The 22,189-nt window shown below is 74.1% G+C and carries 17 protein-coding genes, 7 tRNA genes and 1 pseudogene; 9 read left to right on the top strand and 16 right to left on the bottom strand.

Features of this window, described 5'->3' with window-relative positions:
* Window positions 1–33: 33 nt before the first annotated feature.
* The 5 genes and pseudogenes from thrS to SCA03_RS16950 form a co-directional block, all read right to left on the bottom strand.
* Window positions 34–2,016: a threonine--tRNA ligase gene (gene thrS, locus SCA03_RS16930; RefSeq protein WP_030875510.1), complete on the bottom strand. Its 1,983-nt coding sequence runs from the start codon at window positions 2,014–2,016 to the stop codon at window positions 34–36.
* 177 nt (window positions 2,017–2,193) lie between these two features.
* Window positions 2,194–2,265, bottom strand: a tRNA-Val gene (locus tag SCA03_RS16935).
* 51 nt (window positions 2,266–2,316) lie between these two features.
* Window positions 2,317–2,778, bottom strand: coding sequence for an SRPBCC family protein (locus SCA03_RS16940; RefSeq protein WP_158102261.1), 462 nt, complete (start codon window positions 2,776–2,778; stop codon window positions 2,317–2,319).
* Window positions 2,779–2,882: 104 nt separating this feature from the next.
* Window positions 2,883–2,954, bottom strand: a tRNA-Val gene (locus tag SCA03_RS16945).
* Window positions 2,955–3,021: 67 nt separating this feature from the next.
* A pseudogene (locus SCA03_RS16950) lies at window positions 3,022–3,312 on the bottom strand (TIGR02611 family protein); the annotation flags it as partial.
* Between the two features lie 201 nt (window positions 3,313–3,513).
* On the opposite strand from SCA03_RS16950, the gene SCA03_RS16955 reads away from it, so the two are divergent.
* A complete protein-coding gene (locus SCA03_RS16955) occupies window positions 3,514–3,927 on the top strand; it encodes an SsgA family sporulation/cell division regulator (RefSeq protein ID WP_026005227.1) in 414 nt (137 codons plus the stop codon).
* Between the two features lie 247 nt (window positions 3,928–4,174).
* The gene (locus SCA03_RS16960; RefSeq protein WP_030875497.1) at window positions 4,175–4,747 is read left to right on the top strand and encodes a CGNR zinc finger domain-containing protein; all 573 of its coding nucleotides are present in this window, start codon (window positions 4,175–4,177) and stop codon (window positions 4,745–4,747) included.
* Between the two features lie 4 nt (window positions 4,748–4,751).
* On the opposite strand, the gene SCA03_RS16965 is transcribed toward SCA03_RS16960, so the two are convergent.
* Together SCA03_RS16965 and SCA03_RS16970 are read right to left on the bottom strand one after the other, a co-directional pair.
* Window positions 4,752–4,943, bottom strand: a complete 192-nt coding sequence (locus SCA03_RS16965; protein WP_030875495.1) for a hypothetical protein — start codon at window positions 4,941–4,943, stop codon at window positions 4,752–4,754.
* Window positions 4,944–5,071: 128 nt separating this feature from the next.
* Window positions 5,072–5,542, bottom strand: coding sequence for a hypothetical protein (locus SCA03_RS16970; RefSeq protein WP_030875493.1), 471 nt, complete (start codon window positions 5,540–5,542; stop codon window positions 5,072–5,074).
* Window positions 5,543–5,644: 102 nt separating this feature from the next.
* Between SCA03_RS16970 and SCA03_RS16975 the strand changes: the two genes are divergently transcribed.
* On the top strand, window positions 5,645–6,175 hold the full coding sequence (locus SCA03_RS16975) for a DsbA family protein (RefSeq protein WP_030875490.1): 531 nt from the start codon (window positions 5,645–5,647) through the stop codon (window positions 6,173–6,175).
* Window positions 6,176–6,196: 21 nt separating this feature from the next.
* On the opposite strand, the gene SCA03_RS16980 is transcribed toward SCA03_RS16975, so the two are convergent.
* From SCA03_RS16980 to SCA03_RS16990, 3 genes are all read right to left on the bottom strand, one after another.
* Complete coding sequence (locus SCA03_RS16980) at window positions 6,197–7,051, bottom strand: GNAT family N-acetyltransferase (RefSeq protein ID WP_086814874.1); 855 nt, start codon at window positions 7,049–7,051, stop codon at window positions 6,197–6,199.
* An 83-nt stretch (window positions 7,052–7,134) separates the two neighbouring features.
* The gene (locus SCA03_RS16985; RefSeq protein ID WP_030875485.1) at window positions 7,135–7,956 is read right to left on the bottom strand and encodes an aminotransferase class IV; all 822 of its coding nucleotides are present in this window, start codon (window positions 7,954–7,956) and stop codon (window positions 7,135–7,137) included.
* A 6-nt stretch (window positions 7,957–7,962) separates the two neighbouring features.
* On the bottom strand, window positions 7,963–9,069 hold the full coding sequence (locus SCA03_RS16990) for a chorismate-binding protein (RefSeq protein ID WP_051855684.1): 1,107 nt from the start codon (window positions 9,067–9,069) through the stop codon (window positions 7,963–7,965).
* 148 nt (window positions 9,070–9,217) lie between these two features.
* Between SCA03_RS16990 and SCA03_RS16995 the strand changes: the two genes are divergently transcribed.
* The 5 genes from SCA03_RS16995 to SCA03_RS17015 all read left to right on the top strand — a co-directional run bounded on the left by SCA03_RS16995 (window position 9,218) and on the right by SCA03_RS17015 (window position 9,640).
* Window positions 9,218–9,290: transfer RNA gene (locus SCA03_RS16995), tRNA-Gly, on the top strand.
* A 34-nt stretch (window positions 9,291–9,324) separates the two neighbouring features.
* Window positions 9,325–9,398 (top strand) — tRNA-Cys (locus SCA03_RS17000).
* Between the two features lies 1 nt (window position 9,399).
* Window positions 9,400–9,471, top strand: a tRNA-Val gene (locus tag SCA03_RS17005).
* Window positions 9,472–9,492: 21 nt separating this feature from the next.
* Window positions 9,493–9,564, top strand: a tRNA-Val gene (locus tag SCA03_RS17010).
* A 1-nt stretch (window position 9,565) separates the two neighbouring features.
* Window positions 9,566–9,640 (top strand) — tRNA-Val (locus SCA03_RS17015).
* A gap of 96 nt (window positions 9,641–9,736) precedes the next feature.
* Here SCA03_RS17015 and SCA03_RS17020 read toward each other — a convergent pair.
* The 3 genes from SCA03_RS17020 to SCA03_RS17030 all read right to left on the bottom strand — a co-directional run bounded on the left by SCA03_RS17020 (window position 9,737) and on the right by SCA03_RS17030 (window position 11,913).
* The gene (locus tag SCA03_RS17020) at window positions 9,737–10,030 is read right to left on the bottom strand and encodes a TFIIB-type zinc ribbon-containing protein (RefSeq protein ID WP_086814876.1); all 294 of its coding nucleotides are present in this window, start codon (window positions 10,028–10,030) and stop codon (window positions 9,737–9,739) included.
* A gap of 63 nt (window positions 10,031–10,093) precedes the next feature.
* Complete coding sequence (locus SCA03_RS17025) at window positions 10,094–11,077, bottom strand: phosphotransferase (RefSeq protein WP_230988759.1); 984 nt, start codon at window positions 11,075–11,077, stop codon at window positions 10,094–10,096.
* Between the two features lie 626 nt (window positions 11,078–11,703).
* A complete protein-coding gene (locus SCA03_RS17030; protein ID WP_030875472.1) occupies window positions 11,704–11,913 on the bottom strand; it encodes a hypothetical protein in 210 nt (69 codons plus the stop codon).
* A gap of 803 nt (window positions 11,914–12,716) precedes the next feature.
* Between SCA03_RS17030 and SCA03_RS17035 the strand changes: the two genes are divergently transcribed.
* A complete protein-coding gene (locus SCA03_RS17035; protein WP_086816033.1) occupies window positions 12,717–14,072 on the top strand; it encodes a serine/threonine-protein kinase in 1,356 nt (451 codons plus the stop codon).
* An 88-nt stretch (window positions 14,073–14,160) separates the two neighbouring features.
* Here the strand turns inward: SCA03_RS17035 and SCA03_RS17040 are convergent, their stop codons facing one another.
* From SCA03_RS17040 to cobT, 3 genes are all read right to left on the bottom strand, one after another.
* Entirely contained in the window at window positions 14,161–14,958 is a 798-nt protein-coding gene (locus tag SCA03_RS17040) for a TrmH family RNA methyltransferase (RefSeq protein WP_086816062.1), read from the bottom strand.
* 132 nt (window positions 14,959–15,090) lie between these two features.
* Complete coding sequence (gene cobA / locus SCA03_RS17045) at window positions 15,091–16,332, bottom strand: uroporphyrinogen-III C-methyltransferase (protein WP_030875464.1); 1,242 nt, start codon at window positions 16,330–16,332, stop codon at window positions 15,091–15,093.
* A 439-nt stretch (window positions 16,333–16,771) separates the two neighbouring features.
* A complete protein-coding gene (gene cobT, locus SCA03_RS17050; RefSeq protein ID WP_230988761.1) occupies window positions 16,772–22,000 on the bottom strand; it encodes a nicotinate-nucleotide--dimethylbenzimidazole phosphoribosyltransferase in 5,229 nt (1,742 codons plus the stop codon).
* Window positions 22,001–22,189 lie beyond the last annotated feature (189 nt).

Genomic DNA, 22,189 nt, shown 5'->3' on the forward strand with positions numbered 1-22,189 from the left:
GGCGGGAGCCGCCCCCTCCTGCGTCCACGGGCCCTACACCTGGACCCGGCGCTCCACCGCGTCGGCGATCTCGGCGAGCGCCTCGTCCTGCGGGATGCCGTTCTTCTGCGAGCCGTCCCGGTACCGGAAGGAGACGGCACCGTTCGCGACGTCCTCGTCACCGGCGATCACCATGAACGGGATCTTGGCCTTCTGCGCGTTGCGGATCTTCTTCTGCATCCGGTCGGACGAGGAATCCACCTCCATCCGCAGCCCCTTGGCCTTGGCGGCGGCGGCGAACTCCGTCAGATACGGCACATGGTCGTCCCCGATCGGGATCCCGACGGCCTGCACCGGCGCGAGCCAGGCCGGGAAGGCCCCCGCGTAGTGCTCCAACAGGACGGCGAAGAACCGCTCGATGGAGCCGAAGAGCGCGCGGTGGATCATCACCGGCTGCTGCCGCGAGCCGTCGGCCGCGGTGTACTCCAGCTCGAAGCGCTGCGGCTGCTGGAAGTCGACCTGGATCGTGGACATCTGCCAGGTACGGCCGATGGCGTCCCGCGCCTGGACGGAGATCTTCGGCCCGTAGAAGGCCGCACCCCCGGGGTCCATGACCAGCTCCAGGCCCTGCTTGCCGGCCGCCTGCCGCAGCGCGTCGGTGGCCTCTTCCCACTCCTCGTCGGTCCCCATGAACTTGTCCGACTCCGGGTCCCGGGTGGACAGCTCCAGATAGAAGTCGCTGAGGCCGTAGTCGCGCAGCAGGTTCAGGACGAACGTGAGCAGGTTGTCCAGCTCGTCCGGCATCTGCTCCTTGGTGCAGTAGATGTGCGAGTCGTCCTGGGTGAAGCCGCGCGCCCGCGTCAGCCCGTGCACCACACCGGACTTCTCGTACCGGTAGACGGTCCCGAACTCGAAGAGCCGCAGCGGCAGTTCGCGGTACGACCGGCCACGGGCCCGGAAGATCAGGTTGTGCATCGGGCAGTTCATCGCCTTGAGGCGGTAGTTCTGCTCGTCGAACTCCAGGGGCGGGAACATGCCCTCGGCGTAGTGCGGCAGATGCCCCGAGATCTCGAAGAGCCGCTCCTTCGTGATGTGCGGGGTGTTCACGAAGTCGTACCCCGCCTCCTCGTGCCGCCGGCGCGAGTAGTCCTCCATCACCTTGCGGACGACGCCGCCCTTGGGGTGGAAGACGGCCAGACCCGAGCCCAGTTCCTCCGGGATGGAGAAGAGATCCAGCTCCGTGCCGAGCTTGCGGTGATCGCGCTTCTCGGCCTCGGCGAGGAACTCCAGATACGCCTTCAGCTCGTCCTTGCTGGGCCACGCGGTGCCGTAGATCCGCTGGAGCTGCGGGTTCTTCTCGCTGCCACGCCAGTACGCGGCGGCCGACCGCATCAGCTTGAAGGCCGGGATCAGCCGGGTGCTCGGCAGATGCGGGCCGCGGCACAGGTCCTTCCAGCACAGCTCGCCGGTCTTGGCGTCGAGGTTGTCGTAGATGGTCAGCTCGCCGCCGCCCACCTCGGCCGAGGCACCCTCGGCGGCCTCGGCCGCACCGCCCTTGAGCCCGATCAGCTCCAGCTTGTACGGCTCACCGGCCAGCTCGGCGCGGGCGTCCTCGTCGCTGGTGACCCGCCGGGAGAAGCGCTGCCCCTGCTTCTGGATCTGCTGCATCTTCTTCTCGATGCGCTTGAGATCCTCGGGCGTGAACGGCTCGGCGACATCGAAGTCGTAGTAGAAACCGTCCTTGATCGGCGGCCCGATGCCGAGCTTGGCCTCCGGGAACAGCTCCTGGACGGCCTGCGCCATCACATGCGCGGTGGAGTGCCGCAGAATGGCCAGCCCGTCCTCGCTGGTGATCTCGACGGGTTCGACCTCGTCCCCGTCGGCGACGGCGTACGCGAGGTCCTTGAGTTCCCCGCCGACCCGCGCGGCGATCACGGACCGCTCCCCCTCGAAGAGCGCACCGGCCGTAGTGCCCGTCGTCACCACGCGCTCTTCCCGCTCGGAATCGCGTTGGATGGTCACTCGGGCATCTGACACCGGTCTCTCCTGACTCTGTCCGGGATACGCGGACACTCGCCGCGCGCTGGAATCGTACCGAGCACGCGCCCCGGACCGCGAAACGGTTGTCCGCCCTCCCCGCCCGGACGTGACCGGCCGAACACGAAAAAGGCCGCCCCGTCCTGGACGGGAGCGGCCTCGGTGAGGAACTCGGGGTGGGCGATACTGGGTTCGAACCAGTGACCTCTTCGGTGTGAACGAAGCGCTCTCCCACTGAGCTAATCGCCCCGGGTGGCCCGCCTTTCGGCGTGCGGCACGTGCAGAACCATACAGTGCTCCTCAGCCTTCATCCAAACCTCTGCGCAGCGCAGCCCGCAGCCCCCGCTGCCCGGCCCGCATCATCAGCGTGTGGTTGACGACGAAGAACGGCCGCCCGGGGATCGCCAGCAGCCGCAACAGCCGCCTGCGCGCCTCGACCTCCTGCGCGAACAGCGCGACCGCCCCGTCACCGCACGGCCGCACCGTCCACCGCGCCCAGCCCTCGATGTCCCCGCTCAGCACGATCTCCAGCACCCGGGCCGCCGGATCCCGGCGCATCACCCAGGCGGTCACCCGCAGTTCGAAGGGGAGCACCGAGCGGATACGCCCCCGCCCGCCGTCGGCACCGCCCATCACCACGCCCCGCACCTGCGGCCACCACCGCGGGTACTCCTCGGCCCGTTCGAGCACGGAGTAGACCTGGTCCGGCGGCGCCTCCAGCGTCCAACGCGCCTGGAAGCGATAGCGGTTGTGCCCCAACACCCAACCTCCGCGGGGAGAGCCGGCGAACACCTCTCGCCGGACGGAACCGGCCCACGACAGAAGCCCGGCAGTCGGTCGACTGCCGGGCTTCTGCCTGCGATACGTGGGCGATACTGGGTTCGAACCAGTGACCTCTTCGGTGTGAACGAAGCGCTCTCCCGCTGAGCTAATCGCCCGCTGGCGGGGTCAACATTACCCCATGTCAGCGGGTGCTCCGGACCATCACGAGCGCCCCTTGCGGGCCCGCCGTTCCGCACGGCGGCGCTTCATCCACTGTGTCCCTTCGTGCACCTTCTGTTTCGTCCACCGCAGCACGTGCTGCGCCCAGACGAACTCGGTGCCCCATACAGCCATGCCGCCGAAGATCACGAGCCAGCCGGGTCCGGGCAGCGGGAGCATGATGACGCCGGCGACCACGACGGCCAGACCCACCAGGAAGATCCCGGCACGCCAGCTCAGATGGAGCGGCCTGGACGCCTGCACGAAGGCCGGTGCCCGCGAGCCAAGTGGCTTCTCGTCACTCTCCGCGCCCATGAGGGACAAGGTACCGGACCCCTTCCGGACACCGCGGTTCACTGGATCGGGGGCATGCTGCAAACCCTACAAGAGCCATATGAAGGACCTGATTCCGCACAAATCCGGCAGAGGGGTTTACAACCGACGCGTAGGTGGCATGTCGAAGTTCGCCGACGTGCGAATCCCCGAGCGCACACTGAGCGAAAGGCCCTGGCGCTTATGAACACAACGGTGAGCTGCGAGCTGCACCTGCGCCTCGTTGTTTCGAGCGAGTCGTCACTGCCTGTACCTGCGGGCCTGCGGTACGACACGGCGGACCCCTACGCCGTGCACGCCACCTTCCACACCGGTGCCGAGGAGACCGTCGAGTGGGTCTTCGCCCGCGATCTCCTGGCCGAGGGCCTCCATCGGCCCACGGGCACCGGGGACGTCCGAGTCTGGCCATCCCGCAGTCACGGCCAGTCCGTGGCCTGCATCGCCCTCAGTTCCCCGGAGGGCGAGGCACTGCTCGAAGCCCCGGCGCGGGCACTGGAATCCTTCCTCAAGCGAACCGACGCGGCCGTGCCGCCCGGTACCGAACACCGTCACTTCGACCTCGACACCGAGCTCTCGCACATCCTCGCCGAGAGCTGAGGCCGCCGGTCGCCGCAGCCGTCCGACTCGGGGCGACGGCTGCGGGGCCCGGCACCGTGTGCCGCTCGCGACCGCGACCGGCACACACACAGCGACGCCGCCACCGTGTACCTCACGCGGTGGCGGCGTCGCTGTGTGTGCACCCGGCCAACGGGCCCGTACGAGAGCGCCGTTCCGCCGCCGGTGAGCGACTAGCCTTGCCGCATCATCAGGCCGCAAGGCGCCCCGGATACGGCAGGAGCGACCCGTGCAGCTCAACCACGACACCCGGTGCGCGCTCGACCAGGCTGTCGGTCTGCTGAACACGGTCGCGGACGGCGACCGGGACGACAGCCTGGCGAGCGTGGCGGATCTGGCGGAGTTCGTGGAGCGCCACAGCCTCAGCGACGTCGGTCCGCTCACCGCCGAGGATCTGGAAGCGGTACGCACCGTACGGGAGCGGTTCGCGCAGGTCTTCGAGGCCGAGGACGCCCGGAGCGCGGCCCGGCTGATCAACGCGCTCGTCGCCGAGGCGGGTACGACACCGCAGCTCACCGACCACGACGGCTACGACTGGCACGTGCACTACTTCGCGCCCGGCTCGTCCGTCGCCCAGCACCTGGCCGCCGACGGCGGCATGGCGCTGGCCTTCGTCCTCGTCTCCGGGGAGCGCGACCGGCTGCGCCGGTGTTCGGCGCCGGACTGCCGGCGCGCGTTCGTCGACCTCTCGCGCAACCGCTCGCGGCGCTACTGCGACAGCCGTACCTGCGGCAACCGGCTGCACGTGGCCGCCTACCGTGCGCGGCAGCGCGGGTCGGCAGGGGCCACGGCCCGGAGTTGAGGGGTCACAGGAGCAGCAGGTCGTGTACGCCGGTGAGGCCGAGCAGCAGGGCGATCACGGCGAGGAAGAGCATCAACGGGGGCTGGGAGAGGGCGTAGAGACAGCCCTTGGTTTCGGTGAGCGGCGTCGGCTCCGGGTCGGAGGTTACGGGCGGCGGTTCGGCGGGCTCGATCACGGAGTTCGGCGTCGTGTCCATCGCGCCGTGATCATGTCGCAGCCCGCTGCCGCGCCGTTCTCAACGTGCCTCGTTCGGCGGGGAGTTGGCGGAAGAGCCCGCCGCGCGGGGCCGGACGTGCTAGGCCGTGCCCGCCCTCCGGGGCCGGGTCAGATGCCGTGTTTCTTGAGGATGGCCTCGATGTCGGAGAAGTCCTCGTCGCCGCCGGAGGAGGCCGTGGGCTGCTTTCCTGCGGCCGGCTTGCGGGCGGGCGGGCCGGACGTGCCCAGTGCGGGGGTGTCGGCGGCCGGCTCGGTGGCGCGGCGCTCCGTGCGGGAGGAGGCGGCGCCCGTGCTGCGCCGGCCGGCGAAGCGGGCGATCACATAGAGGACGACGGCGCAGGCCAGGACGGCGAAGCCCGCCCAGACGGTGGGCTTGAGCACCAGGTCGGCGGCCCAGCTGCCGAAGGCCCGGACGATCTTGCCGCCGAGGCCGACCAGGCCCGACATCGCCAGCCCGACCGGCAGCAGGGAGACGGCGGCGATGCGCGTCGCCGCGACGAAGCGCCGGCGCCAGGCCGTCAGGAAGGCGACGGCGAGCCCGGCGGCGGAGAGGGCGGCGCAGACGGTCGTGGTCAGCATGTCTCCATCGTCGCACCCGTCCCGCGGTACGGGCCACGGAACGGAGCGGGATCAGGGGCATCTCGGGGTCGGGGCCCTCCTCGCGGCTGAGAGACTGTCCCCATGGACACCAGCACCACTGCCGGCTCCGCCGCCGCACGCCCCGACCGCGCCGTTCTCGACGTCTGGTGCGAGTTGCAGTGCCCCGACTGCCACCGGGCACAGGACGATCTTCGTGCGCTGCGCGAGCGCTACGGTGACGCGCTGGAGATCCGGCTGCGGCACTTCCCCCTGGAGCGGCACAAGCACGCCTACGCCGCCGCCCAGGCGTACGAGGAGGCGTATGCGCAGGGCCGGGGGCAGGCGTACGAGGAGGCCGTGCTGGCGCGCACCGGTGAGCTGGGCGAGCGGGGCGAGCAGGTGCTGGTCGAGGTGGCGGCCGAACTCGGCCTGGACGCCGGGGAATTCGAGTCGGCGCTCATCGACGGCCGGCATCTGCTGGCGGTGGACGCGGACCAGGCGGAGGGCCAGGCGATCGGTGTGACCGGTACGCCGACGTATGTCATCGACGGCGAGCGGCTGGACGGCGGCAAGAGCCAGGAGGGGCTGCGCGAGCGGATCGAGGAGATCGCCGACCGGCTGCTGGGCCGGTAGCCGCGGCCCAGCAGGGGTGTCTCAGCCCAGCCGTTTCGCGTAGTGCTGCTCGACGGTCCGGTAGTGCAGTGAGGTGTACAGCCCGCGTGCGCGCGGGTTGTCGGCGAAGACGTTGAGGCCGAGCCGGCCGGCGCCCGCGTCCAGGCAGACCCGTTCGGCCAGCAGCATCAGCGCGCGGCCGTGGCCGCGGCCGCGCCGCTCCTCGGCGACCTCGACGTCGTAGACCCAGGCGTCCACGTCCGGCCGGGGCAGCGCGCGGTAGCCGATCCACAGGGTGCCCACGTCGACGCCCTCGTGGACGAGGACGCGCAGGGCGGCGTCGCGGCCGGCGGCGCCGTCGGGGAGCTGGGTGCGCAGCGTGTGCGCCGAGACCTGCTGTGCCTGTTCCTCGGTGAGGCCGCGCTCGACGAGGCCGGCGCGGAAGGAGGCCGCGTTCTTCTCCCACCAGGCCGGGAACTCCGCCGCCGACATGGGCCGGGCGCTGCTGCCCTGCGGCAGGTCCGGTGCGGTGTGCAGCTGCTTGACCATGTGAGTGCTGCGGTGCCGGTAGCCGAGGGCGGTGAGCAGGCGCTCGGCCGGGGCGGGCCCGTCCGCGCTCTCCGGGCCGAGCGGCACGCCGGCGTCGATATGGGCGCAGCCCCAGCCGCGCAGCACCTCCTCGGCCGCGAGGAGGGCCACCGTGGCGCGGCCTCTGCGGCGCTCGTCCGGCTCGACGTGCAGCTCCCGCACCTGGCCGACCGGGGGGCGTCCGGGTACGGGCCCGGTGAGCCGGACGGAGCCCACCGGGCGGGAGTTGACGTGGATGGCGAAGGCCCGCGACCGGCCCCCACCCTCGGTGGTGGTCTCGGGGCCGGCGGGGCGGAGAGTCGTGGTCACCCCGGGGTTCTACCCCGGGCGTCCGGCTCCCGTCACCCGAATTGCGGCCGTGCGCCCGGCAGTTACCGGCCGGGCGCGGAAGGTCACGGGTCGAGGTCGTCGGCTGAGCGTTCCGCGAAGACGCGCATGGCCTTGGCGGTGACGGGGCCCGGGGTGCCGGGCAGGGCACGGCCGTCGAGCCGGCCGACGGCCTGGACATCGCGGAGGGTGGACGTCAGAAAGATCTCGTCGGCCCGCTCCAGCACGTCCAGCGGCAGATCGGTCTCCTGGGCGCCGGTCCACTCCACGGTGAGCGCGCGGGTGATCCCCGCCAGGCAGCCCGAGGCGAGCGGCGGGGTGTGCAGCTCGCCGTCGAGCACCACGAAGACGTTGCTGCCCGTTCCCTCGCACAGCCTGCCGTGCGTGTTGGCGAACAGGGCCTCAGTGGCGGCCTGTTGGCGGGCCCGGGCGAGGGCGACGACGTTCTCGGCGTACGAGGTGGTCTTCAGCCCGGTCAGCGCGCCGCGCTCGTTGCGCGTCCAGGGCACGGTGATCGCCGAGGTGACGTCCGGGCGTGCGCTGGCCTCACCGAGGGCGACGACCAGCGTGGGGGCGGCCTCGCCGCGGTCCGAACCGAGCGGGGACAGGCCGCCGGTGTAGGTGATGCGCAGCCGTCCGCGCGGCATGGGGTTCGCGCGGGTGACGGCCTCGCAGGCGTGGCGCACCTCGTCCAGGTCGGGCTCCGGCAGACCCATGCCGCGCGCGGAGGCGGCGAGCCTGTGCAGATGCCGGGTGAGGGCGAAGGAGGCGCCGTCGGTGGTCTTCACGGTCTCGAAGACACCGTCGCCGACGGTCAGTCCGTGGTCGAGCACGGAGACGTGCGCGCTGTGCGCGTCCCGAAGCGCGCCGTCGAGCCAGATCTTCACGCCAGTTCACCTCGTGGGCTGCTCGGGGCCGGCCCTGTCACCGGCCCGGTCGTCGATGCCGGTCGCACGCACTGCGTACTCCCCCGACGCTACCGCGAGCAGCCGGGACGCCTTCAGTTCGGTCTCCCGCCATTCGCGCTCGGGATCCGAGCCCCAGGTGATGCCGGCGCCGGTGCCGAACCGCAGCACCGGCCCGGCCTCCGTACGGTCGATCCAGAACGTCCGGATGCCGACGGCCAGCTCACCCGTGCCGCGGTCGGCGTCGACCCAGCCGATCCCGCCGCAGTACGGGCCGCGGGGCACCGGCTCCAGCTCGCCGATGAGGCGCAGCGCGCTGGACTTGGGGGCTCCGGAGACCGAGCCCGGCGGGAAGGTGCCGGCCAGCAGCGCGGCCCAGCCGTCGCTGCCGGCGGCGGTCTCGCCGCGCACCGTGGAGACGAGGTGGACGAGGCCGGGATGCTCCTCGACGGCGCACAGGGCGGGGACGGTCACGGTGCCGGGGACGCACACCCGGCCGAGGTCGTTGCGGACCAGGTCGGTGATCATCACGTTCTCCGCGTGATCCTTCTCGCGGAGGTCCTCGCGGGTGCGGCCTGTGCCCTTGATGGGGCCGGACTCGACGGCGTTCCCGTTCCGGCGCAGATACAGCTCGGGCGAGGCGGTGGCGATCTCGACGCCGTGCGCCGGGAGCCGGACGGTGCCCGCGTACGGGGCGGGGTTGCCGCGGGCGAGCAGCGCCGTCAGCTGGTCGATGTCGCTCGCCGCGGGCGAGGGGTCGGGCAGCGGGGCGGACAGGACGCGGCACAGGTTGGCCTGGTAGACGTCGCCGGCCGCCACCGCCTCGCGTATGCGCCGCACCCCGGCGGTGTATCCGGCGTGGTCCAGGGAGCTGCTCCACTCCCCGGGCGCCGGGCCGCGCCAACGGCCCGGTACCGGTGCCGGGGTGGGTGCGGGCCGGACGTCGCCGAAGCGGGCACAGCGCAGCCCGCCTTCGAAGTCGGCGACGACGGCCCACCAGCCCCGCGAGTCGAGAGCCGCGGGATCGCTGGTGACATCACGGAGGTCGGTGGCGAGCCACCCGCCGAAGCGGGCGAGCGGGGTCAGATCGGACACGTGGTCGAGTCTATGGGGCCACGGGGCGGTCACCCTGCGGAAACGGAATTTGAGCTGGCCGGGGAATCCGCTAGAGTTCAACACGTCGCCGGGACGCGGAAGCGCCCCGGGGCAAGGTACAGCCCGGAGCGGATTCCGGACAGTGCCTGCGGACGTGGCTCAGCTGGTAGAGCATCACCTTGCCAAGGTGAGGGTCGCGAGTTCGAATCTCGTCGTCCGCTCGAAGTGGGGGATCTTCCCGACCCCTACGCTCCTGGTGGAGTGGCCGAGAGGCGAGGCAACGGCCTGCAAAGCCGTCTACACGGGTTCAAATCCCGTCTCCACCTCCAAGGACGATTAGCTCAGCGGGAGAGCGCTTCCCTGACACGGAAGAGGTCACTGGTTCAATCCCAGTATCGTCCACCGGGTCCGCAAGGACCTTCCGCGCGGTTAGCTCAGCGGGAGAGCGCTTCCCTGACACGGAAGAGGTCACTGGTTCAATCCCAGTACCGCGCACGGACGATTAGCTCAGCGGGAGAGCGCTTCCCTGACACGGAAGAGGTCACTGGTTCAATCCCAGTATCGTCCACCACATGAGAGGGCCCCGGTCATCGGCCGGGGCCCTCTTCGTCTCCCCACTCTCCGCCGGGAGGGTCTCTCCACTCTCCGCCGGGAGGCGGCGGAGAGCTCAGGAGGAGAACAGCATCCGGCCGAAGCCCTTGTGGTGGCCGTGACCGTGATGGCCGTGGTGACCGTGCGAGCCGTGGTGCGGTGCGCCCCAGGCGGGGCCCGTCGGGTAGCCCTGCGGGGCGGCGGGCGGCGCGGGCGGGGGCGCCGACTGTGCCCACTGCGCCTCCAGCCTGGTGAGCGCCTCCAGTTCGCCGTAGTCGAGGAAGATCCCCCGGCAGCCGCCGCACTGTTCTATCTGCACGCCGTTGCGGTTGTACGTCTGCATCGGAGCGCCGCACTTCGGACACTGCATCATGTTCGGTTCCTCTCCACCGGTCCCCCGGCCGTTCCGGCTCCCGGTCCTGTGCGCCCCAGACTACGACCCGGGGCCCGGATCCCCCTGCCCGAGCGGGAGTTCGGCCGGTGCACCGACGGCGGAGATCCGCGCACAGGCCGTCACACAGGCGTCCTCGGCCTCGTCCAGTGCGCGGTCGGCGGCCCCGGCCTTGGCGACGGCGAGCGCGGCGGACTGCACGGTGAGGGCGCGGGCCGGTGCGTCCAGGCGGGGCCAGGGATCACCCGGGGGCCAGGGAAGCGCGGAGCGCGCGGAGGCGTGAGCCGTCTCGTAGGCGGTGAGGAAGCGCTGCCAGGAGCCGGGCGGGAGGAGGCCGGCGGCGTACCAGGCGGCCGGGCGCGCCAGATCCCAGGCGGGGTCGCCGTGGCCGAGGTCGTCGACGTCGATCAGGTGCCAGGGGCCGTCGGGCGCGGGGTGCCGGACGAGCTGGCCGAGGTGGAAGTCGCCGTGGCAGAGCGCGACTCCGGCCCCGGGCGGGGGCGGCGCCTCGTCCCGGCACCAGGCGGGCAGCGTCGCCCAGGCACGCTCGACGGTGAGCGCGGCGGCGCGGTGCGCGCGCGATCCGAGGGGCGCGGCTCGCATCCGGGCCAGGGCACGGGCCGCCTTCGCCGGACCGCGCATCGGGGGCAGGGCGAGGCCGCCCGGCACGGCGAGGTCCTCCGGTGGGACGAGGTCGTCCCGCGGGACGAGGCCGTCCGGCGGGGTGGGCGGGGGCGTGGTGTGCAGTCGGGCGAGGAGCGTCGCGGCGGCTTCCCAGGGGGCGGCGTCGGGGGCGTCCGGGTCGACCGGGGTGCCGTACGGCCAGACGCTGGCGAGCCGGCCGCCGGGCAGCCGGACGACGGTGCGGTCGCCGGGCGCGGGAGGCAACAGGACGCCGGCGTACCGGGGATCGGCCGCCACGGCGAGCCGGGCGGCGAGGCCGGGGGCGGCGGTGTCCGGCGGGTGGGCCTTGGCGACGAGGGAGCCGTGACGGACGACGGTGGCGTCGGGGCGCTCGGCCAGCACCTCGGTGCCGTGCCCTTCGGGCGCGCCGAGGAGGGCACAAAGGGCTTGCCGGAGCGGGGGGTTGGCCGTGTCGGCCGTGTCGGCCGTGTCGGCAGAACCGGCAGGGGCGACCGTGTTCGAGACCTTCGCCCGGTTCGCGGTGTTCGCAGTGTTCGCGGCGTTCGCAGTGTTCGCGGCGTTCGCAGTGTTCGCAGGGTTCGCGGGGTTCATGGCGTGCGCAGCGTGGGAAGCGGGCGCAGCATCCGCGGGGTTCGCGGTGTGCGCAGCGTTCTCGGAGCGAGCGGCATCCACGGAATGCGCGGTGTTCGTCGTGCTCGCTCGGCTCGGGGTGTGCACCGTGGGCGCTCCTGGCGGTCGTGCCGGGCCGTCACCGGGGCGCGGGGGCGCCGGGCCCGGAGGGTCCGCGTGCGGCGAGGCCAGGTTACGGGCCGCCGGGTGGGACGGGGCGGGGACTCCCGGGGAAGGGGCGGGAGGCGGAGGGAAGGCAGCGGGAGGGGCGGGCAGAGTAAGGCCCGGGCAGCTCCCCAGCTGCCCGGGCCTCGTGCCGTCCGCCGCACCCCCGTCCCCACGGGGCTGTAGGCCGGAAGTCCCCGACCCGGTCCGCTCCACCGGGCCCGGGGCCCCGCTCAGGACCCCAGCATTCCGGCCACGGACGACGCCTGTGCGAGCACCATGTGTCCCCAGCCCGACACGATGCCCAGCAGGAGGGCGAGCGGGAGCACCATGGCCACGGCCACCAGCGGATGACGCCGGCCTCCGGGACGGGTGCCGAGGGCGGCGAGCGCCGCCAGCCTTCCCTGTCCTCGGGGCGTCGTGCGCCCTGCCGTGTGTGCCATGGTCCGCTCCCGTCGTGATGGGGCGGCGGGCGTCTGACCTCGGGGGACGAGTGCTGCGCCCGCCGCTTGACGACAACATTAGGCAAGGGCTCCTGCTCAGGCGTCATGCGCGCGTACCGAGTCCGGGGCCTCCCGCAGGATGACGGAAGACGGCCTCGGGTACTCCCCTGGGTGGAGGCGCGCAGGCCCCATCGGGGGACATCCCCCAGGGGGAGGATCCGGGTCCGCGCCGACGCCGCCCACCGCCGCCCGAGGCGCTCCCCGGTGCGCTGTCCGACGCACCGCCCGATGGTGGCCCGATGCTCTGCCCGACGGTGCCCCGACGCACTGCCCGATGGTGCCCGATCCGCTGCCCCGGACCGGACGTCCGGACGGTGTCCGGGCAGAGCGGCGGGCGTTCGGCCGGGAGGCGGCGAAGGCGGTGACTTCGCTCACTCCCGGACCGTTCACGGGGCCGCGGCGGACCCCGGCACGGGGTCGGCCGGCCGGTACGGCACCGCCTCGGCGCACCGTCTCCCCGGGCGGACGCCGGGCCGTCGTGCGCGTGCGGGCGGAAGCGGGAGCGAGGACCAATCGCCTTGCGCAGGGCGATGCTTGACGGCGTGCCAGGCGCTCGCACGGTGGTGCGGAAGCCGCGCCATGCGCGGATTCCGTGGCCCGCTCCGGACTCTGACAATCCGTCTACGGCGACGTGCGCGGCCTGTCGTCGCCACGTCGGGGCAGTCCGTAAGCTGTGGTCGACGGACGGACCGGTCAGCGGGGTGGGGCGCTCCCCACCGGACACCGGAGGCAGGGGAACGGACATGGCGATGATGCGGCTCCGGCGCGAGGACCCGCGAGTCGTCGGCTCGTTCAGGCTCCACCGGCGCCTGGGGGCCGGCGGGATGGGCGTGGTCTATCTCGGTTCCGACCGGCGGGGTCAGCGCGTGGCGCTCAAGGTGATCCGCCCCGATCTCGCCGAGGACCAGGAGTTCCGCTCGCGCTTCGCCCGGGAGGTCTCGGCCGCACGCCGGATCCGGGGCGGCTGCACCGCCCGGCTGGTGGCGGCCGATCTGGAGGCCGACCGGCCCTGGTTCGCCACCCAGTACGTGCCCGGTCCCTCCCTGCACGCCAAGGTGAACGAGAGCGGGCCGCTGCCCGCGGCGCAGGTGGCGTCGATCGGCGCGGCGCTCGCCGAGGGGCTGGTCGCCGTCCACGAGGCCGGTGTCGTGCACCGGGACCTCAAGCCGTCCAACATCCTGCTCTCGCCCAAGGGCCCGCGCATCATCGACTTCGGTATCGCGTGGGCGACGGGCGCGAGCACGCTCACCCACGTCGGCACGGCCGTCGGATCGCCCGGGTTCCTCTCGCCCGAGCAGGTCAGGGGCGCCGCCGTCACCCCGGCGACGGATGTGTTCGCGCTCGGCGCGACGCTGGCGTACGCGGCGACCGCCGACTCGCCGTTCGGCCAGGGCAGTTCGGAAGTGATGCTGTACCGCGTCGTCCACGAGGAGCCCCATCTGGCCGGGGTGCACGCGGCGCTCGCGCCGTTGATCCGCGCCTGTCTCGTCAAGGCCCCCGAGGACCGGCCGAGCACGCTCCAGCTCTCGCTGCGGCTCAAGGAGATCGCGGCGCGGGAGGCGCGCGGGCTGCCGGACGGCGGCGCGGAGGGCTCCGTCTCCACGGGGGGCGCGCGGGCGCACGGCGGTGCCGGGCGGACGGCGCCGGGCCAGCGCCAGGGCCAGTCGCGCAGACCCCAGGAGTACGCGCAGCAGCGCACCCAGCGGGAGGACGTCCGCGGCATGGAGCGCGAGAGTCCGACCGGCGGGCGCGGTTCGGCTCCTCGTGCCTCCGCCCCGCGTGCCTCCGCGCCGCGGGCGCCGCGCGAGGGGCACCAGGAGGGCGCGCGGACGGGTTCGCAGCGCCCGGCGGCGCGGCGTACGCCCGCGCCCCGGACGGGTGCGGGGGCCTCGCGGGGCGGCGGCCGGCCCGGTGGGCCGAGCCCGGCCGCGCGCCGGCGGCGGCTGCTGCGGCAGCGGCTCATCGTGTTCGTGATCGTCACGCTGCTGGTGGCCCTGGGGATCGCGGCGGCGCAGGGCTGTCAGGGGCCGAGCCACGGGCTGGGCGATGTGCCGGCGCGGGTGTCGTCGGCGGCTGCGGTGACGCCGCAGGGTCCCTGAGCAGAGCGCTCCGGGGGCCGCGGTCGGAGGGCGGCGGCTCGGCGGGCGCGGACGGTTCCGGCCCGACAGACCCCGCCCGCGCGGGTGTTCAGCGGGTGACGGCGTAGAACGCGACAGCGGCGGCGGCGCCCACGTTCAGGGAGTCGACGCCGTGCGCCATGGGGATGCGGACCCACTCGTCGGCGGCGCGCAGGGCCCGCGTCGACAGGCCGTTCCCCTCGGCACCGAGCAGCAGCGCCGTACGCCGGGACGCCGCGGGCCCGGTGGCCGCCTCCAGGGGCACGGCCTTCTCGTCCGGGGTGAGGGCGAGCAGCGGGAAACCGGCGTCGCGCACCGTCTCCAGTCCGCGCGGCCACGGGTCGAGGCGGGCGTAGGGCACGGCGAAGACGGCGCCCATGGAGACCTTGACGGAGCGGCGGTAGAGCGGGTCGGCGCAGTCCGGGGAGAGCAGGACGGCGTCCATGCCCAGGGCGGCGGCGCTGCGGAAGATGGCGCCGATGTTGGTGTGGTCGTTGACCGACTCCATGACGACGACGCGTTCGGCGCCGCTCAGCAGCGCGCCGGGCTCCGGGAGGGGCTTGCGCTGCATGGAGGCGAGGGCGCCGCGGTGCACGTGGTAGCCGGTGACACGTTCGGCCAACTCGGGGCTGACGGCGTAGACCGGCGCCGGTACCTCGTCGATGACGTCCCGCATCGCGTCGATCCACTTGGCCGACAGCAGCATCGAGCGCATCCGGTAACCGGCGTGCCGGGCACGGCGGATGACCTTCTCGCCCTCGGCGATGAACAGCCCTTCGGCCGGTTCGCGGCGGCGCCGCAACTCGACGTCGGTGAGCCCGGTGTAGTCGCTCAGCCGCGGGTCGTCGGGGTCGTCGACGGTGATGATGCTGCCGGTCTGCTGCCCCGTCCCGGTGGAGGGATCCGGGCCGCCCGGTGCGTGTGAGGAGGGCACGGTGCCGATACTGCCTTCTCGCGCTCGAAGTGCCAATGCTCGGTGCTGCTCGCCGGCACGCCGCGGTTACCCCCGCGTACCCCCGGTGCCGACGCCCACCACGTCGCCGATGACGACGACGGCGGGCGGCCGGACGCCCTCGGCCGCCGCGCGGGCGCGGACGGTGCCGAGGGTGGCGTCCACCCGGCGCTCGGTGGCCATGGTGCCCTCCTGGACGACGGCGACCGGGGTCTCCTCCGAACGGCCGTGCGCCATCAGCGCGTCGGCGATCGCACCGAGGTTCTCCACGGCCATCAGCAGCACGAGGGTGCCGCGCAGCCGTGCCAGCGCCGGCCAGTCCACCAGGGAGCGCGGATCGTCCGGTGCGACATGGCCGCTGACGACGGTGAACTCGTGGGCCACGCCCCGGTGGGTGACGGGCACACCGACCGCGCCCGGCACGCTGATCGCGCTGGAGATGCCCGGGACGACCGTCACCTCCACGCCCTCGGCGGCGAGTTGCTCCGCCTCCTCCATGCCGCGGCCGAAGACGAACGGGTCGCCGCCCTTGAGCCGGACGACGAAGCGGCCGGCCTTCGCGTGCTCGATCAGGGCCGCGTTGATGTGCTCCTGCGCCATGGCCCGGCCGTAGGGGATCTTGGCCGCGTCGATCACCTCGACGTGCGGCGGGAGTTCGTCCAGCAGGTCGCGCGGGCCGAGCCGGTCGGCGACGACCACATCGGCCCCGGCCAGCAGCCGGCGGCCGCGCACCGTGATCAGGTCCGGGTCGCCGGGCCCGCCGCCGACCAGCGCCACTCCCCCGGTACGCGGCCGGTGCTGCGGCGGTACGAGGCTGCCGTCACCGAGGCCGGCGACGACGGCGTCCCGCACGGCGGCCGAACGGCGCGGGTCGCGGCCGGTGTCCGGGGCGCCGCTGGTGAGGACGGCGACGGTGACGCCGCCGCTGCGGCCGGTCGCCGGGGTCCAGGCCGTCCCCGCGTCGGCGTCGTCGCTGCGGACGCACCACACGCGGCGGGACTCCGCCTCGGCGACGACGGCCGCGTTGACCTCGGCGTCGTCGGTGGCGGCCAGCGCGTACCAGGCGTCGGCGAGATCGCCCTCGGCGTAACGGCGGCGCTCCCAGGTGATCTCGCCTGCGGTGGCCATCGCCTCCACGGAGGGTGTGGCGCCCGGCGAGACGAGCGTGACGTCCGCCCCGGCCGCCAGCAGCGCCGGCAGCCGCCGCTGTGCGACGGTGCCGCCACCGACCAGGACGACGCGGCGTCCGGCGAGGCGGAGTCCTACGGGATAGGCCGGGGTTTCGGGCATCTGGGGCGCATCCTTGTCGCGCGGGGGCGCCGCTGCGGCGGCACCGTCGAGAAGGTCACTCCCGTCTCACCGTCGAGAGGGATTCAGCACACCATAGAACCTGCGTGCGGACGGCGGGGGACCGGGTGGCTCGCTGACCGGCGACGATGGGGCCGCGCGGCGGCTGTCGTCGAGGTTCTTCCCTTCGCCGCTCCGCGGCGCGGCAGCCCGGGGGCCGGGGAGCCGGGGAGCCACGTCAACGGGGCGGGCGCCGCACGGTGTGCGATGCCCGCCCCGCCGCCACCGTCGGGTGCGCTCCCGTCGAGCGCCGGTCCCGCGCGGTGTCGCTCCTGTCCGGAGGCGGTACCGGCCGAAGCCCGTTTCGTCCGGAGCCGGTGCCGTCCGGAGCCGGTGCTGTCCGAAACCGGTGCCGTCCGAAACCGGTGCCGGTCCCGTCCGGTCAGCCCTTCTCGGTGACGCCCGCCGAGTCGAAGGTCGCGACGTCGTGCATGGCGCGGGCCGCGCTCTGCACCATCGGCAGCGCCAGCAGCGCGCCGGTGCCCTCGCCGAGCCGCAGATCGAGATCGACCAGCGGGCGCAGCCCCAGCTTGGTCAGCGCCGCGACGTGCCCCGGCTCGGCGCTGCGGTGCCCGGCGATACAGGCGGCCAGCGACTCCGGCGCGAGCGCCCGGGCCACGAGCGCCGCCGCCCCCGCGCTGACCCCGTCCAGGATCACCGGCGTCCGCAGCGAGGCGCCACCGAGGATCAGCCCGACCATGGCGGCGTGCTCCAGGCCGCCGAACGCGGACAGCAGCCCGATCGCGTCCGCCGGGTCCGGGCGGTGCAGCTCCAGCGCCCGCCGGACGACATCGACCTTGCGTGCGTGCGTCTCGTCGTTGATGCCGGTGCCCCGGCCGGTGACCTCGGCGGGATCGACACCCGTGCAGGCGGCGACGAGCGCGGCGGAGGCGGTGGTGTTGGCGATGCCCATCTCGCCCGTCAGCAGCGCCTTGTTGCCCGCCGCGACCAGATCGCGGGCGGTCTCGATGCCGACCTCGATCGCGCGGACGGCGTCCTCCCTGCTGAGCGCCGGACCGGCCGTCATGTCGTCGGTGCCGGGCCGCACCTTGCGGGGCAACAGGCCCGGCGAGGACGGCAGTTCGCCCGCCACCCCGACGTCCACGACGCAGACCTCGGCGCCGACCTGGGTGGCGAACGCGTTGCACACGGCCCCGCCGCCCAGGAAGTTGGCGACCATCTGCGCCGTGACCTCCTGCGCCCAGGGCGTGACGCCCTGCGCGTGCACCCCGTGGTCACCCGCGAAGACGGCGACCGCCGCGGGCTCCGGCACCGGGGGCGGGCACTTGCGGGACAGCCCGCACAGCTGGGCGGAGATGATCTCCAGACAGCCCAGCGCGCCCGACGGCTTCGTCATCCGCTTCTGCCGCTCCCACGCCTCGCCGAGCGCCTTGGCGTCCAGCGGCCGGATCGCGGAAAGCGTCTCGCCCAGCAGATCGTGCGGCTCGGCCCCGGGCAGCGCACGCCGCCCGTAGGACTCCTCGTGCACGACCCAGGACAGCGGGCGCCGCTTCGACCACCCGGCCTGCATCAGCTCCGGCTCCTTCGGGAATTCGTCGACGTAGCCGACGCACAGATAGGCGACGATCTCCAGATGCTCGGGCAGCCCCAGCGCGCGCACCATCTCACGCTCGTCGAAGAAGCTGACCCAGCCGACGCCGAGCCCCTCGGCCCGCGCCGCCAGCCACAGGTTCTCCACCGCCAGCGCCGAGGAGTACGGCGCCATCTGCGGCTGCGTCTGCCGGCCCAGCGTGTGCCGGCCGCCGCGCGTCGGATCGGCCGTGACGACGATGTTGACCGGGGTGTCGAGGATCGCCTCGATCTTCATTTCCTTGAACTGCTTGGCGCGGCCCTTCGGCAGCGACTTGGCGTACGCCTCGCGCTGGCGCTGCGCCATCTCGTGCATCGTGCGCCGCGTCTCCGCCGAGCGGATGACCACGAAGTCCCAGGGCTGCGAGTGCCCGACGCTCGGTGCCGTGTGCGCCGCCTCCAGCACGCGCAGCAGCACCTCGTGCGGAACCGGGTCCGGGCGGAAGCCGTTGCGGATGTCCCGGCGCTCCCGCATCAGCCGGTGCACCGCCTCCCGCTCGGCCTCCGCGAAGCCGGGCGCCGGCTCCCCGACGGGCCCGGCCGCCGTCTCACCATCGGCCGACTCGCCCTCGGCGGGGTCGGTTCCGGCCTCCGCTGACCGGGTTTCGGCCCCGGCGGGCCCGCCTTCCGTGGTTCCGGCCTCGGTTGCTCCGGCTTCGGTTGCTCCGGACTCCGGGGTTCCGGCTTCGGTTGCTCCGGATTCGGTTGCTCCGGACCCTGCGGTCTCGGCTTCGGTGGCTGCCGTAACGGCCTTCTCCGTTTCGGTGGTTGCCGTCTCGGTCGCCTCCGTCTCGGCGGCTGCCGTTGCGGCGGTTGCGGCTGCCGTGCCGCTCGCGTCCGTCTCGGTGGCGTCCGTGCCGGTGGTGCCCGCTTCGGCGGTGGTGGGCTTGCCGTCGACGGTCGGCTCCGGGGTCGCGGTGGCCTCGGCGGTTCCGGCCTGCGCCGGGGCGTCGGTGACCCCGTGATCCTCGGAAGCCTCGGCGTCCTCGGCAGCCCCGGCGGCCGACTCGGCTTCTGCCGTGGCCTGTTGCGCGGCCTCGGGGGCCTGTGCGGCTTCGCCCTTGCCGGGCTCGGCGGCACCGTCGGTGGGCGCCTCCGCGGGTTCGGCGGCGGGCGCGTCCCCGGTACCGCTCGTCGGCTCGGTTCCGGTGGACGACGCCTCGTCGGCGGCGGGCTCGGCGGACCGGGGGGTTCCGGCCGGTTCGGCGGTGGACCCGGTGGACCCGGCGGGCTCGGCGTGCTCCGGCGCTGCGCCGGGTGCCGCCTCCTGGTGCGGCGCGGCGGATTCGCCGGTCACGTCGAGCGGAGCCGCGACCGTGTCGACCGCGGTGCCGTGCGCGGGAGTCGGCTCGCCCGACTCCGTCGCCGGGGCGTCCGCGGCGACGCCGTCGGGCTGCTGCGTGGCGTCCTCCGCCCGTCCGTCCGCGTCCTGCTGCGGGCCGGTGCCGGGCCCGGTGGGCTGCGGGGAGTGCGCGGCCCGGTTCGAGGCGCCCGCCTCCCCCTCGCTGGTGGGGGCGGGCGCCTCGTGAGCACCCTGGTTTATCGGAGGGGCCGACGGGGCGGGAATGGACGGCGCCGTCGGCGGCTGCGGCTCACCGGCCTGCGGGGGCACGGTGGGCAGCGTCTCGGACTGCGGCCCCGGCACCGTCTCCTGGCGGGGCGCCGGGACGGTGTCGCCGCCGGGCCCCGGGGGGTTCCCGGCCGGAGCGGCCGTCTCCTGCTGCTCGTCGGCCCCGGACTGCGCGGCGGGGCCGGGCTGTTCGGCGTTCTGCTCGGGAGTGACCGTTTCCGCTGTCCCCGACCCGCCGTCGGACGCGTCCGTACCGGCGTCACGCTGCGGCGGGAGTTCGGCGAGCTGCGGCCCGGGCAGCGAGGTCTCCTCGGCCGGGGGGACCGCCGGGGGGACGGCTGCCTCCGCGGCGGTCGGGTCCACCGTCGTGTCGGCGGCGTCGGCGGGGGTCGGGCCCTCGGACGCGGCCGGCTGCGCCGTCGCCCCGGAGGCGGGCCCGCCCTGCTCGGATGCGCTCTCCGACCCCGCCTGCTGCGCCTCCTGCGGCTGCCCGACCGACTGCTCGCCCGGCTGCGGGGACGGCTGTCCACCCGACGGCGTGGGCGACTGCCCGTCCTGCTGTGCCGGAACCTGCCCAGGAACCTGTCCGTCCTGCTGCACAGGAAGCTGTCCCTCCTGCTGCCCGGTCGCGGACTGCTGCTCGGCCACCGGCTGCTGCTCGGGCGTGGGCTGCTGCCCGGCCTCCGGCTGCTGCTCGGTGGCGCCCGACTGCCCGGCCTCCGGCTGCTGTTCGGCCACGGCCGCCTCCTCGCCCTGCGCACCGGCGGCCGGGGCCTCGGCGGCCTGCTTGCCGCCTTCCGGCTGCGAGGGCTGCCCGGCCGGCTCGGCCGCCGGCTGCTGGGCGCCGGGGGCGGAGGGCTGTCCGTCGGCACCGTCATCGACGGGCGTCACCGGCTCGGCGCCGGAGGCGGATCCGGACACGGCGCCGGGCTCGGCCGTCTGCTGCTGCGGGGACTGCGCCGGGCCCTCAGCGGTGGACGACCCGGGCTGCTCCGGAACGGACGGCTCCGGCGAGGGCTCGGCCGTCACGGCCTCCTGCGTCGCCGATGCGGCGTCCCGCGCGGGCGCCGGTGCGTCCTGCGCACTCGGGGCGGGCTCCTCAACCGCCTGCGGCTCCGGTGTGGTTGCCTGCGTCGTCTGGGAAGCCGTCCGCCCCTCCTGGGCTGTCGCCTGCGACTCCCCTGCCGTGGCCTGCTGTGCCTGCTGCGGCTGCTGCGCCTTCGACCGCTGCGGCTCCTGGACGGGGCCTCCGGGCCGGGACGAGGTGACGGGGATGCCGCCGGTGCGGGACGCCTCCTCGGCCGTCGCGGCGTCACCCTGCGCCGCGGGGCGGGCCGCCTCGGCGGGCGGCGGCGCCTGCTGGGCCTGGGCGTTGCCGCCCGGGACGACGGGGCCGCGGTCGGAGAGCGGGCGGACGGCGCCGGACTGCTCGGGCACGGGCGGGCCGAGGTGCAGGGGACGGCGGGAGCCGCCCTGGGTGTGCCCCTGCTGCGGGGCGGCCTGCGCTGCCGCCGGTACGGCGCCGTGGTCGTGCGGCCCGGCGCCGGCGGGGGCGTCCGCCTCGGCTCCGGTCACCGGCTCCTGCGGCGACTGCGTACGGTGGCCGGCGTCGGGCAGACCAGTGCCGGGCTGCGCCTCCTGGCCGGGCACCGGCTCCTGGCCGTGGCCGAGGTCCTGGGCGTGGTGGCCGGGCACGGCCTCCTGCGCGTACTGCGGCTCGTGGGGCGGCTGCGGCAACGGGCCCTGGCCGCCGGGGTGTTGCTGCTGGGCCGCCTGCGCGCCGGTGAACTCCTGCGCGGGGCCGGGCGGTACGGCACCGGGCGCCATCTCCGGGCCGGGCTGCGCCCCGGGGTGGCCGGACTGCTGGTGGGGCGCGGCCTGTTGCACCGCGTCTTCGGAGGTCCCGGCAATCCCGGCACCCCCGACGGTTCCGGTGTTCCCGGCGTACTCGGCATGCGGGGCACGCCCGGCGTACTCGGCGCCACCGGCGTACCCGGCCTGCTGCTGGGCGTACTCGACCTGCTGTGCGTATTCGACCTGCGGGCCGTGCTGGGCGTACTCGGCCTGCTGTGCGTGCGGGGAGTGCTGTGCGTGCGGGAACTGCTGGGCGTGGTCGGCCTGCTGGGCGTACTCGGGGTTTCCGGTGTACGGGGCGTACTGCACGGCCGGGTGCCCGGCCTCGTGCTGCGGCAGGGGCTGTGCCGCGGGTGTGTGCTGCTGCTGTTCGGTCCAGGCGCCCTGCGTTCCGGGCATCAGGAGGTCTTCCTCCTCGGCCGCTTCGGGCACACCGTGCGGGCCGACGACGGAGCCGTCCGGGGCGGGAGCACCGATACCGCCGGCCGCGTCCGCGAAGGTGTAGCCGCCGTCGGCCGGCGTGCCGTGGTACCCCTCCTGCTGACCGCCCGCGTTCTCCGGCAGCCCCTCTCCCGGGACCTGACCGGTGTCAGTCATGCGTTCCCCTCGCCCATCGCTAGTGCTCCTTCCAACCCGGCGGACGACCGCCTCACCCCGTAGATGAAGAACGAGCACGCACACGGTGCGGCACGTACCTCCGCCTACACCATTCGGACAATGACGGACGAAGCACCAAGCCCGAACAGTGGCACAACAGTCCATCAGCCTACCCGGCACGGCGTGCAC

Origin of the sequence: Streptomyces cacaoi (assembly GCF_006539165.1) — a bacterium.
GTDB lineage: Bacteria > Actinomycetota > Actinomycetes > Streptomycetales > Streptomycetaceae > Streptomyces > Streptomyces cacaoi.